At 32.0% G+C, this 13,940-nt stretch carries 10 protein-coding genes; all 10 read left to right on the forward strand.

Translation table 11 applies throughout. The features are described from left to right. Positions 1-7 precede the first annotated feature (7 nt). The 10 genes from KPL44_RS14780 (at position 8) to KPL44_RS14825 (ending at position 13,479) form a co-directional block, all read left to right on the forward strand. Positions 8-847, forward strand: a complete 840-nt coding sequence (locus tag KPL44_RS14780; protein WP_216251794.1) for an ABC transporter ATP-binding protein — start codon at positions 8-10, stop codon at positions 845-847. Beyond that, positions 777-1,553 (forward strand): ABC transporter permease, encoded by a 777-nt coding sequence (locus KPL44_RS14785; RefSeq protein ID WP_216251886.1) that lies wholly within the window; start codon positions 777-779, stop codon positions 1,551-1,553. The genes KPL44_RS14780 and KPL44_RS14785 overlap by 71 nt, the downstream gene beginning before the upstream one ends. Before the next feature lie 28 nt (positions 1,554-1,581). After that, positions 1,582-2,178 carry an adenylyl-sulfate kinase gene (gene cysC / locus KPL44_RS14790; protein ID WP_216251799.1) on the forward strand — a complete coding sequence of 199 codons (597 nt, stop codon included), beginning with the start codon at positions 1,582-1,584 and terminating at the stop codon, positions 2,176-2,178. A gap of 47 nt (positions 2,179-2,225) precedes the next feature. Continuing rightward, on the forward strand, positions 2,226-3,905 hold the full coding sequence (locus KPL44_RS14795) for an adenylyl-sulfate reductase subunit alpha (protein ID WP_216251802.1): 1,680 nt from the start codon (positions 2,226-2,228) through the stop codon (positions 3,903-3,905). Next, positions 3,895-4,209 (forward strand): 4Fe-4S dicluster domain-containing protein, encoded by a 315-nt coding sequence (locus KPL44_RS14800; RefSeq protein WP_216251804.1) that lies wholly within the window; start codon positions 3,895-3,897, stop codon positions 4,207-4,209. Before KPL44_RS14795 ends, KPL44_RS14800 begins: the two co-directional genes overlap by 11 nt. A gap of 12 nt (positions 4,210-4,221) precedes the next feature. Next, positions 4,222-5,022 (forward strand): sulfate adenylyltransferase subunit CysD, encoded by an 801-nt coding sequence (gene cysD, locus KPL44_RS14805; protein WP_071612711.1) that lies wholly within the window; start codon positions 4,222-4,224, stop codon positions 5,020-5,022. Between the two features lie 18 nt (positions 5,023-5,040). Continuing rightward, complete coding sequence (locus KPL44_RS14810; RefSeq protein WP_216251806.1) at positions 5,041-6,750, forward strand: sulfate adenylyltransferase subunit 1; 1,710 nt, start codon at positions 5,041-5,043, stop codon at positions 6,748-6,750. Positions 6,751-7,091: 341 nt separating this feature from the next. Next, positions 7,092-8,792: an ABC-ATPase domain-containing protein gene (locus KPL44_RS14815; protein WP_216251809.1), complete on the forward strand. Its 1,701-nt coding sequence runs from the start codon at positions 7,092-7,094 to the stop codon at positions 8,790-8,792. Between the two features lie 59 nt (positions 8,793-8,851). Beyond that, a complete protein-coding gene (locus tag KPL44_RS14820) occupies positions 8,852-9,880 on the forward strand; it encodes a threonine aldolase family protein (protein WP_216251811.1) in 1,029 nt (342 codons plus the stop codon). A 170-nt stretch (positions 9,881-10,050) separates the two neighbouring features. Continuing rightward, positions 10,051-13,479 (forward strand): pyruvate carboxylase, encoded by a 3,429-nt coding sequence (locus KPL44_RS14825; RefSeq protein WP_216251812.1) that lies wholly within the window; start codon positions 10,051-10,053, stop codon positions 13,477-13,479. Positions 13,480-13,940: the final 461 nt, after the last annotated feature.

The following is a 13,940-nucleotide window of genomic DNA, read 5'->3' on the forward strand; positions in this document are numbered from 1 at the left end:
GATAAGTTTGAGTCTTATAGTTAAGGATGTTAGTAAGGAGTTTATTTCAAAGCATAAGAAAACAAGTACACTTGAAAATTTTAATTTAGAAATTACAAAGGGCGATTTTGTATGCATATTAGGGCCATCTGGTTGTGGAAAATCAACTTTACTAAATATTTTAGCAGGACTTGAAAAGGCAACCAAAGGTGTTGTTCTACTTAATGGTAATGAAATAACAGGTCCGGGGCCTGATAGAACAGTAATGTTTCAAGAAGCAGCATTGTTTCCATGGCTTAAGGTAATAGATAATGTAGAGTTTGGAATGAAGATGGCTGGAATGCCAAAGGAAGATAGATATAAGAAGGCTATCCATTATTTAAAAATGGTGCATCTATCAAAATTTCAAGATTCTTATGTTTATGAGTTATCAGGTGGAATGAAGCAAAGGGTAGCTCTCGCCCGTGCACTATCTCTTGATTCTGAAATACTGTTAATGGATGAACCTTTTGCAGCCCTTGACAGTCAGACTAAAATGATGCTGCAACAAGAGTTACAGCGGATTTGGGTAAATACAAGAAAAACAATTATTTTTATTACCCATAATGCAGAAGAAGCAGTTTATCTGGCTAATAGAGTTGTTGTGATGGCAGCTAATCCTGGGAGAATAAAGCAAGAATTTAAGATAGAACTTGCAAGGCCAAGAGAAATGGAAAGTTGTGATATAGCTTATTATACATCTAAGATAATGAAAGCATTAAAAGAGGAGGTGGAGAAGGTTGCAAAAGCAGAATACGATGGTGATTGGAATATTGAAGAAAATACTGTTCTATATACTCCTGATAGTGATATGGGAGGGGATTTATAAACTAGGTGTTGATGTTTTAAAAATTTGGAAACCTTATATTTTCCCATCACCTTTTGACGTTTTTGGTACTTTGATTTCACTTATAAAAGATAACACAATAGGAATAGCTATTGTTGCAAGTTTAAAGAGAATTGTAGTTGGCTATTTTATATCAGTAATAATAGGGGTTACTCTAGGACTAACAATTGCTAAATTTAAATATTTAGATGAAAATTTAGGGCCATTAATTTTAGGACTTCAAACTTTACCTAGTATTTGTTGGTTGCCTTTTGCTATTCTTTGGTTTGGACTTAGTGAGATTTCAATTATTTTCGTAATTGCAATTGGTTCAACATTTGCGGTGGCAATATCAGTTAAATATGCAATACAAAATGTAAATCCATTATATATAAGAGCTGCAAAAACAATGGGTGCAAGGGGTAGTAAAGTTTATACCCATGTAATTCTGCCAGCGGCGCTGCCAGATATAGTTAGTGGACTTAAGCAGGGCTGGTCATTTGCATGGAGGGCTTTGATGGCAGGAGAAATGTTATCTTCAACAAAAGGGCTTGGCCAAGTGCTTATGGTAGGCCGTGACTTAGCCGACATTAGCCAAGTTGTAGCTGTAATGATAGTAATAATAATTCTTGGGTTAGTGGTGGATAAACTTGTTTTTTCAAGACTTGAAAAAAATATGAGACATAAATGGGGCCTTGATAGGGCTTAGTTTTTAAAATTAATGGAGGTGAATATAAATGAGCATAGAAAACCTTACTTGGCACGATACATTTGTAACTCGGCAGTTGCGTGAAAATCTATTATCACAAAAATCTAAGTTATTATGGTTTACTGGCCTTTCGGGTTCTGGAAAGTCAACGGTAGCAAATGCTTTAGATTTAAGATTAAATGAAATGGGCAAAGCAACTTATCTATTAGATGGAGATAATATTCGCCTAGGTATAAACTCAGATCTTGGGTTCTCAAAGCAAGATAGAAATGAAAATATACGCCGAATTAGCGAAATAGGGAAATTGTTTGTAGATTCAGGATTAATAACCATTGCTTGCTTCATATCTCCATTAAAAGCAAATCGTGAGATGGCACGTTCTACACTTGGCGATGATTTTATTGAAATATTTGTTGATTGCCCCCTCTCGGAATGTGAAAGGAGAGATCCTAAGAATTTATATAAGAAGGCAAGACTTGGCGAAATCAAAGAATTTACAGGTATATCTTCCCCATATGAAAAACCTGAAAATCCTGAAATTGTTGTAAACACAAAAGAGAAAACAGTAGATCAATGTGTAGATCAAATATTAGACTACTTAAAGTTAGTATCTAAAATTTACTAGTGTATTTATAGTTATTTATTTTAAAATGTCTTGGCTAGGAGGATATAATGAGGCTTGAAACAAAAATACTAGAAACAGATGTGCTAATAGTTGGTGGAGGCACCGCTGGATGTTATGCAGCATTAACCTTAAGTAAAAAGGAAGATATTAATATTATTGTAGCAGATAAGGCCAATATAAAAAGAAGTGGATGTTTAGCGGCAGGTGTTAATGCAATCAATGCATATATTAATGAGGGATATACCCCAGAAGACTTTGTAGATTATGTTAAAAAAGAAGCAGAAGGAATAGTAAGAGAAGACTTAGTTTATTCTATAGCTAAGAATTTAAATAAGGTTACAAAAAATATGGAGAGTATAGGTCTTACTATTTTAAAGGACTTGGATGGTAAATATGTAACTCGTGGAAAAAGAAGTATTAAAATTAACGGTGAAAACATAAAACCCCTTCTTGCAAATGAGATTAATTTAAAGACAAATATAAATGTTTTAAACAAGGTAAATATAATTGATTATATTATTAAAGATAATATAGTCATTGGTGCTTATGGTTTTCATATAGAAGAAAATACTTTCTACGTAATATATTCGAAAGCTGTAATTTGTACTACCGGCGGAGCCTCTGGCCTTTATAAACCTAATAATCCTGGCTTTTCTAAACATAAAATGTGGTATTCACCCTTTAATACTGGGGCAGGTTATGCTATGGGAATAAGAGCTGGAGCTGAAATGACCTCTTTTGAAATGAGATTTATTGCTCTAAGGTGCAAGGATACTATAGCGCCAACAGGTACAGTGGCTCAAGGTATTGGTGCAAGGCAAGTTAATGCTAGTGGAGATGAATATGTAAAAAAATATGGCAAACCATTGACGACTATAAGATTGTTTGCAACTGTAGAGGAAAATGGTAAAGGCTTAGGCCCTTGTTATTTAAAAACAAAAGGCATTTCGGTTGGAACACAGGAAGAACTTTACAAGGCATATCTTAATATGGCACCAGCTCAGACTTTAAAGTGGATTGAAGATGGAGTTGGACCTAGCAAGGAGAATCTTGAGATAGAAGGTACAGAACCTTATATAGTAGGTGGACATGCGGCTAGTGGATATTGGGTTGATACTAAAAGATCTACAACTATTTCTGGCTTATATGCAGCTGGTGATGTCGCTGGGGGAAGTCCTAAAAAATACGTTACTGGTTGTTTTGTAGAAGGTGAAATTGCAGCAGATGCTGCAACTGAGTTTATAAAAAACAAGAAAAACAAGCTAATTGATGATAAAGAAATTTCTGCTAAAGTAAAATTATTAGAAACTTTTCTTGAAAAGAATGATAGCTTATTTTCTATAAATGGTATTGAAGAGGCTATGCAAAAGGTAATGGATGAATATGCAGGTGGTATATCTAAAAATTATGTTTTTAATTCTTCTAAGTTACAAATTGCTAGTAAAAAAATAGAAGAACTTTTAGTTCTTTCAAATGATTTAAGGGCTAAAGATATGAGAGAATTATTGCAAATATACGAAGTTATTGATAGGCTATATGTCTGCAAAGTTTTAATAGTTCATCTTCTAGCAAGGAAAGAAACCCGCTGGAAATGTTATGGTGAAAATGCAGACTTCAAGGAAAAAGACGAAAACTTGCTTAAGTATGTAAATACTATATATAAGGAAGGCACGGTTCAAGTTGTCTTTAGAAACCTAGTAAAGCGAGATGAAGTTTATGAGCATTAAAATAAATTTACAAAAATGTGTGGGTTGTGGTAAATGCCTTAAGATGTGTCCGGGAAATCTCATTTTTAAAAATGATAAATCGAAAGCTTTTATAAAATACCCTGAGGAGTGTTGGGGGTGTACTGCCTGTCTTAAAGAATGTCCAGTCCAGGCTATAAACTACTATCTTGGAGTTGATATTGGTGGCAAAGGAACTTTTTTAAATACTAAAAAAGAAAAAAATCTTCTTCATTGGCACATATTTAAGCCAAATAAGGACGAGATAATTATTACAACAAATGAAACAGAGGCTAATAAATATTAGGGAGGTTAAATTATGGATCATTTAGATGAATTAGAAGCAGAAAGTATTTTCATATTAAGAGAATCTTATAAAAAACTAGGCAAACTTGGAATGTTATGGTCAATTGGTAAGGATTCAACAGTATTATTGTGGTTATCAAAGAAGGCGTTTTTCGGACATTCTCCTTTTCCGTTTATTCATGTAGACACAAAACATAAAATCCCTGCGATGATCGAATATAGAGATAAAATTGCTAAAGAGTTTAATATTGACCTTATAGTGCATACAAATCAGGAAGCAATCGACGCAGGTATGGGACCAGATAAAGGAAGACTAGTTTGTTGCAAAGCACTAAAAACAGATGGACTTCAACAAGTGGTTACAAAATATGAATTTGATGGATTAATTCTTGGAATTAGAAGTGATGAGGAAGGTTCCCGCTCAAAGGAACGAGTATTTAGTGAAAGAAATAAAGATTCAGAGTGGGATTACACTAATCAAGCACCAGAACTTTGGGATCAATTTAAAACTGATTTTCCAAAAGGAAATCATATAAGGGTTCATCCAATACTTCATTGGAATGAAATAGATATATGGACTTATATACAAAGAGAAAATATACCACTTATAGATTTATATTTTGCAAAGAACGGCGAGAGATACAGAAGCCTTGGATGTGCTGAGTGTACAGGTAAGATAAAGTCCAATGCGGTGACGATTGATCAAATAATTGAAGAATTAAAACATACGACTACTGGAGAAAGAGCAGGTAGAGCTCAAGATCAAGAAGATTCATATGCTATGCAAAAACTTCGTAAAGATGGTTACATGTAAGGGAGGGGTTTATTACTAATGGAAAATACAAGAGAACAATTAAGAATAGTTGCAGTAGGACATGTAGATCACGGTAAGTCTACAGTAATTGGAAGATTATTGTATGATACAAAATCATTACCAGAAGGTGCAATTGAAAAAGTTAAAAGAATTGCTAAAGAAACAGGTAAACCTTTTGAATATGCGTATCTATTGGATGCTTTTGAAGAAGAACAAAAACAGGGAATTACAATAGATACAACATCACTTCAATTTCATACAGATAAACGGGATTACGTAATTATAGATGCACCAGGGCATATAGAATTTCTTAAAAATATGATTACAGGTGCAGCTAGTGCTGAAGCTGCGCTACTTATAATAGACGCTAAAGAGGGAATACAAGAACAATCTAAAAGACATGGTTATATATTATCACTACTTGGTATAAAGCAGGTGTGCGTTGTAGTTAATAAAATGGATCTTATAGATTATAGCCAGGAAAAATTTAATGTCATAAAAAATGAAATGAACGCTTTTCTAAAAAAATTAAATGTACATCCAATGAGTTATATTCCTATTTCAGCATTTTACGGTGAAAATTTAACTTCAAAATCAGAAAAATTATCTTGGTACAAAGGAGAAACTGTTCTTGAAGCATTAGATTTATTTACTCAGGAAGAAGGATTAGACGCAAAACCACTAAGATTCCCAATTCAAGATGTATATAAATTTGATAATAGAAGAATAATTGCAGGTAGAATAGAAGCAGGTACGCTTAAGGTTGGTGATGAAATTCTTATTTCTCCTTCAAATAGGACTACAAAAGTTAAAAGTATAGAAGCCTTTGTAGAAAAAGATAGGGTAAGTACAGTAAGCGCAGGAATGTCAGTTGGAATTACTTTTGAAGATGAGTTTTTCAATAAAAGGGGAGAAATAATTTCACACATTGATAATGCTCCTGTGATTGCTGATCTTTTTACTACTAATATATTTTGGATGGGAAAAAATAGTTTAGTAAAAGGCAGAAAATATAAGATAAAACTTGTAACTCAAGAAGTAGAATGTGAAATTGTAGCTTTTAATAAAGTCATAGATGCAAGTACTATAGGAACTTATGAAAATGCAACTGAGGCAAAAACTAATGATGTAGCTGAAGTTACTATAAGGACAAAAGAAAAAATATGTTTTGACAAATTTGCAGATAACCAAAATACAGGTAGATTTGTAATAGTAGATGGTTATGATGTAAGTGGTGGTGGAATTATTTCAGGGGTAGCAGAGTCTACGAGTGTCATAGAAACTACCTTTAGTAAAGATAAACTTAAACTTACTATTAATTGTTTTGATGAATATTATTTTGATATTAAAGCACTAGCAATAAAAAAGGAATTGATAAAGGCTACCCAATATAAAATTGGAGATAATGTACCTTTTCTTGGATCAAGTTATGAATACACAAAAGATTTTGATGTAATTGCATTAAATGCCGGTCTTGCCAGTAAAATAAGAAATGGTAAGTTAATAGATGTTATACCAGTAGAAAATTACTCATATGAATCTATAGTTATTATAAATGAAAAAGGATTTGGTATTAAACTAACATCACAAAAGGACTTAGTATCATATAAGAATGAATATAATAAAGTTATGAATGAGAAGTTTGCAAACAAATGGTTAGAGTTTACTAAATATAGAACAATAAGATTTAGTGATAGTGTAGATGAAACATTAGAATATTCAATTTAAAGTAAATATGAGATTTAACTGAATGAAAAATTGAAAGAGCCAATTGTGATGATTAGTAGTCACCTTGATTGGTTCTTTTGTTATGGAGAAAATAATTTCATTAGAGCAATTAATGGGATTAGCTTCTATATTTTAAAGTTTTATGATCTAATTGATTTTGCAAAATTAAGATGCTTTTGATACAATAAATAGAGTTATCTATTTTTAATATAAGAATTATATAATTAATTTAATTTATAAGCAATAAAGTAATAAGACATAAAGCTACTAAACAAACACACGCAGTTTAGTAGCTTTTTTAAATTATAAAAAATGGTTTATGTAAAATAAAGGAGAGTTATATGAAAAGTTCGCAAGTTTTGAAAATGGAAATAGATAAAATGGATGGGAAAAGCTATAGATTATATAAAAATTTAGAGGGAGAATATGATTTTGAAAGTTTTGTGCTTTGTATAGATCATGTTCAAGGAGATCCTTTTGCATCACCATCAAGAATTAGAGTAATAGTGGATCAGAATATTTCTAAATTTCCAAAAGAAATTTTTGATAATAAAATTAAGAATATTGCAGTAGCCGATTTTTTAACAAGAGAATTTCATTATAATATAAATAAATATTCACAGAAGGTTTTTGGGTCTGGAAAAAGTGGATTAATAGCAATAAGTAAATGTCCACAGGAAATATTAGATAGAACTTCAATAATTATAGATGAAAATAAAATAGAAGCTAGATTTTATGTTGGATTTCCAGCAAGAGGGAGAAGTGTACTAGCAAGAGAACTTGAAAAAATTTTATATGATGTTATACCAAATATTGTTGAAAAAACTTTAATATATAAAAACATAGATAGTGAAAAATTAACAAGTAGAGTAACCCTTGTAGAAGATCAAGAACATATAAGAAGGTCGCTCACAAGTAGAGGGCTAGTTGCATTTGTGGCTAATGGATCAATATTACCTAGAGAGAGTGGAGTCTCTACAAAAGCACTAAAAGGGGGTATAGCATTTGCATCACCAAAGGACCTAGAAGTAGAATTTAATACAAAGAGCCATGGTAAAATTCGTGGCATGGGAATTAAGGACGGTATAACACTTATAGTAGGTGGAGGATATCATGGTAAATCTACATTATTAAAGGCTTTAGAGCTTGGAGTTTATAATCATATTGAAGGTGATGGTAGAGAACTTGTTATAACAGATGAATCAGCCTTAAAGGTGAGAGCAGAAGACAGCAGATGTATAACTAAAACGAATATATCTCTATTTATTAGTAAACTACCTAACGGTAAAGATACAATAGAATTTTCGACAGAAAACGCAAGTGGAAGTACATCACAAGCGGCGAATATCATAGAGGGAATAGAAAGTGGAGCAAAGGTACTATTAATAGATGAGGATACCTCAGCCACCAATTTTATGATGAGAGATGACTTAATGCAAAAATTAGTTTCCAAGGAAAAGGAACCAATCACACCATTTATAGAAATAGTGAGACCTTTGCATAAGCAAAATGGTATTTCAACGATAATGGTAGTAGGAAGTTCAGTAGAGTTTTTTGATGTAGCAGACAGCGTAATTCAATTGGACAACTATGAAGCAAAGGATGTTACAAAAGAGGCTAAAAAGTTAAGTCGTGGTAATATAATGCAAAGAATTATTGATAGAGATCTAAAAACAAATGTTATTTTTAATAGAGTAGTCAAAGCTGGAACTATAACACAAGGGGATAAAGGTATTAAGATGAAAACAATAGGGCTAAGTGTTTTAAGTATAAATCGCGAGGATATAGATTTAAGGGCTGTGGAACAAATAGTTGACAGTGAACAAGTAAATGCTATTGGAAGTATTATGAAATGGTCAGAAGTAAGTCTTATGAATAAGGGTTTGAATTTTGGTGACATGGTCGATAATATAATTTGCCAAATAGATAGAGATGGGTTAATATCCATGGATAGATTAAAAGGTGGAAGCGGTAGTTTAGCAATGCCTAGAAAGCAAGAAATAATGGCGACCTATAATAGATATAGAAAGCTCAAAATATAAAAAGTTACAACAAAAACATAAAGTTAAAATAAACCAATGATGTAGAGAGGGGAAAATAAATGTATAGTTTTAAAAATGATTATAGTGAAGGCGCTCATCCAAATATACTGAAAGTATTAATGGAATCAAATATGGAGCAAACAGATGGATATGGAGAAGATAAATACTCAATAGGTGCTATTAAATTATTAAAGGATAAAATAAAGTGTAATGATGTTGATATCCATATGCTTTGTGGTGGAACTCAAACAAACCTTACGGCCATTTCAGCTTTTTTAAGACCGCATGAGGCTGTCATATCAGCAAATACAGGACATGTATTAGTTCATGAAACTGGAGCAATAGAGGCAACTGGTCATAAAGTTATTTCTATAAAAGTAGAGGATGGAAAACTTAAACCTACTCATATACAAATGGTTATAGATGAACATACGGATGAGCACATGGTAAAGCCTAAGATGGTTTACATATCAAATCCAACAGAAATAGGTACTATATATAAGAAAAAAGAATTAGAAGAGTTATATGGATATTGCACAAAAAGTAATATAATTTTGTATATTGATGGAGCAAGGCTTGGATCCGCTTTATGTTCAAAAGAAAATGATATAGAAATTTCAGACTTGCCAAAACTAGCTGATGTTTTTTATATAGGTGGAACTAAAAACGGTGCATTACTGGGTGAGGCCATTGTTATTTGCAAAGAGGGCCTTAAAGAGGATTTTAGATATCATATTAAGCAAAAGGGTGGATTACTTGCAAAAGGCAGGTTAATAGGTATACAGTTTTTGGAGCTATTTAAAAATGATCTTTATTTTAATTTAGCGAGACATGCTAATTTTATGGCGGAAAAATTAAAATTAGGAATTAAAGAGTGTGGATATAAATTTTTAATAAATTCATCAACAAATCAAATATTCCCAATATTGCCTAATAAAACAATTGAGAAACTTCAAGAAAATTATTTGTTTTTTGTATGGCAAAAAATTGATGAGGATAATTCTGCAGTGCGTTTAGTAACATCTTGGGCAACTAAAGACGAGTCTGTTAAGTCATTTATAGATGATTTAAAACTAATTAGCAAATAAGAAAATAGATGATAAATTCAGTTTTACTAGCATAGATTATTGTAGAATACTATTAGTTTATTGCAATATCGAACTTATTTTATTGCATTTTAGGTGAAAATCATGTATTCTAGTTAATAATGATTAATGAATAATTAAATGGACAAAAGGCTATATAGGGGGTAATGAAAGTGAGAAAGTTTAAAAGAGTACTAGTAGCAAATAGAGGTGAAATTGCAATAAGAATTTTTAGAGCTTGTAATGAGCTTGGAATTCGTACGGTTGCAATTTACTCTAATGAGGATAAATATTCTCTATTCAAAACTAAGGCAGATGAGGCATATCTAATTGGAAAAAACAGAAGTCCTGTTGAGGCATATTTAAACATCGAGGAAATAATAAGTATTGCGCTTAAAAAAGGTGTAGATGCTATTCATCCAGGGTATGGTTTTTTATCAGAGAATCCTGAATTTGCAATAAAATGTGCTAAAGCAGGTATTGAATTTATTGGACCAACTGCGGAGATGATGGATAGTCTTGGAGATAAAATCAAATCTAAGATTGTGGCAAATGCGGTAGGAGTGCCCACTATACCTGGAGATAAAAAAGAAGTTGATACAGTTTATGAGGCAAAGGAACTTGCAGAAAAATGTGGATATCCTGTTATGCTAAAAGCAGTCGCCGGTGGTGGTGGACGAGGCATGAGAATTGTACGCGATGCGAGTGAATTAGAAGCCTCTTATATTAGTGCTAAAAGTGAAGCAAAAAAAGCTTTTGGTGTAGACCACCTTTATGTAGAAAAATATCTTGAAAAATCTAAACATATAGAAGTTCAGGTTCTTGGAGACAAGTTCGGAAATATTGTTCATTTACATGAGCGTGATTGTTCCATCCAAAGAAGGCATCAAAAGGTTGTAGAATATACTCCTGCATTTTCAATATCACAGGAAAAAAGAGATGAAATTTGTAATGATGCATTAAAAATTGCTAAATCAGTAAATTATAGAAGTGCCGGTACATTGGAGTTCTTAGTAGACACTAAGGGAAATCATTATTTTATAGAAATGAACCCTAGAATTCAAGTTGAGCATACCGTTACAGAAATGGTAACAGGTATTGATATAGTTCAAAGTCAGATACTTATAGCAGAAGATTATGCTTTAAATTCACCTGAAATAGGGATTAAATCACAAGAGGATGTACAAGTTAATGGATTTTCTATTCAGTGTCGTATAACTACAGAGGATCCTTCTAATAATTTTGCGCCAGACACAGGTAAAATAGAAGAATACAGAACTGGTTCTGGTTTTGGAATAAGACTAGATGGAGGTAATGGATTCGCTGGAGCTATAATTAGTCCTTATTATGATAGTTTACTCGTAAAAAACATATCATGGTCTAGAACTTTTAAAGATGCCATAAAGAAGTCTATTAGAGCTGTAGAGGAAACTAGAATTACAGGAGTAAAGACTAATATAGGTTTTTTAATTAATGTATTAAATCATCCTACTTTCCTTAAAGGCGAATGTAATACAAATTTTATTGAAGAAAATCCTGAACTTATATCTATTACACCTCAGGCAGATGAAGAAAGTAGAGTACTTAAATTTATTGGTGAAAAAATGGTTAATGAGAACAATGGTATTAAAAAACTTTATGATGTACCAGTAGTTCCAAAAATAATAATGCCAAATGAACTTAGTGGAACAAAACAAATATTAGATCTTCATGGGACAGAAGGACTTTTAAAATGGATTAAAGGACAAAATAAATTGTTATTGACTGATACAACAATGAGAGATGCTCAACAATCATTAATGGCAACTAGAGTGAGAACAAAGGACATGTTAAAGATAGCAACCGCTACCTCTGTTTATGGAACTGATTTGTTTTCTCTTGAAATGTGGGGAGGAGCTACTTTTGATGTTGCATATAGATATTTGAATGAATCTCCCTGGGAGAGATTAACACAACTTAGAAAGAAAATTCCTAATGTACTTTTTCAGATGCTTATACGTGGAGCGAATGCAGTAGGTTATAAGAATTATCCTGATAATATAGTTCGCGAATTTATTAAAGAATCAGCGAGCAGTGGTGTTGATGTATTTAGAATATTTGATTCACTAAATTGGCTTAAAGGAATGGAAACTTCAATAGATGAGGTTCTTAAAAGTGATAAGGTTGCAGAAGCTTGTATTTGTTATACAGGTGATATATTAAATGATAAAAAAAATAAATATAATTTGGATTATTATATAAAACTTGCAAAGGAAATTGAAAAAACAGGAGCTCATATATTAGGTATAAAAGATATGTCAGCACTTCTTAAACCTCATGCTGCATTTAAGCTAATTAATGCCTTAAAGCAAGAGGTAGGAATGCCTATTCATCTTCATACTCATGATACTACAGGAAATGGTGTTGCTACAGTTTTAATGGCAGCTCAAGCAGGTGTTGATATTGTAGATACAGCATTTAACAGTATGTCAGGTCTTACTAGTCAGCCAGCTCTAAACTCAGTTGTTGCAGCACTTAAAAATACTGACAGAGATACTGGAATAGACCTTAAAGGGATTCAGGGGATTTCAGATTATTGGGATGCTGTAAGACCAGTTTATGACCAATTTAAATCAGATTTGAATTCTGGTTCAGCTGAAATTTATAGATATGAAATCCCAGGAGGTCAATACTCTAACCTTAAACCACAAGTAGAGAGTTTCGGTTTAGGGCATAAATTTAATGAAATTAAAGAAACATATAAAGTTGTAAATGATATGGTAGGGGATATTGTAAAGGTAACTCCATCTTCTAAGATGGTTGGAGATTTTGCAATATTTATGGTCCAAAATGACCTTACACCAGAAAATATATATGAAAAAGCAATTAAAATGTCCTTCCCAGATTCTGTTGTATCATACTTTAAAGGAATGATGGGTCAACCAATGGGAGGATTTCCAGAGAAACTTCAGAAATTAGTTTTAAAGGGTGAAGATCCAATTACAGGTAGACCAGGTGAATTATTGCCAGATGAAGATTTTGATATGGTGGAGAAACACTTAATAGAAAAATTTAATATAACTCCAACTAAAAAAGATATATTAAGTTATTCATTATATCCAGATGTATTTGATAACTATATTAAATATATTCAGGAGTATGGAGATTTAAGCAGAATTGGAAGCGATATTTTCTTCCACGGACTAAATGAGGGTGAAACTTGTGAGGCTGAAATTGCGGATGGAAAAACCCATATGATAAAATTGCTTCATATTAGTAAATTAGATTTAGAAGGTAATAAAGTTCTTGTGTTTGAGGTTGATGGAAATAGACGTGAAATAAAAATCAAAGACAAAAACAACAAGGCTGTGCTAAATTACCAAGTGTCACAAATGGCAGATCCGTCAAATCCTTTAGAGGTTGGATCTCCAATACCAGGAACAGTTATATCTATACTTGTAGCAGAGGGAGATAAAGTAACTGAAAATCAACAATTAATGGTAGTTGAGGCTATGAAAATGGAGACTAGGGTAATTGCCTCAAAGGCAGGTGTAGTTGAGTTAATTAATGTTAAAGAAGGACAACAGGTAAAGGCTGGGGAACTTTTAATAAATTTAAAATAGAATAAAAGGGATATAGGAAAAGATAGTAAAACTTTGAAATAAGGTTTACTATCTTTTTTATTTTTTTACGATTAGATGTCTAAGTAAAATAACTAACTAAATAATATGTAATTATACGCTGAAGTATTAAGAATATAATTGTAAAATAAAATACTATTGTGTAAACGACTAATATATGCTAATATATAATTATAAAAGAAAAGAAAAGGTTTTCCTAAAAAGAATTATTTGATTTTACATAATTATTTTTAGCTAAACAAGCGTACTTGTAAAAGTACGTATTAAATTTAGAAGTATAGAAAAGGTTTTCCTATAAAAAGTTTGGCGGTAATATTGTGGACATGTTACTTGGAAAATGGATATTTTAGTAGATGATATACCCGATGGACTATTTCTACAAAAGTAAAAGAAAATATAAATAAAACAAAGATAGCGTTAACACTATCCAATATACAAGGAGG

The sequence above is a fragment of the Clostridium sp. DSM 17811 genome, assembly GCF_018861905.1.
In the GTDB taxonomy this organism is placed as follows: Bacteria; Bacillota; Clostridia; order Clostridiales; family Clostridiaceae; genus Clostridium_AD; species Clostridium_AD frigoriphilum.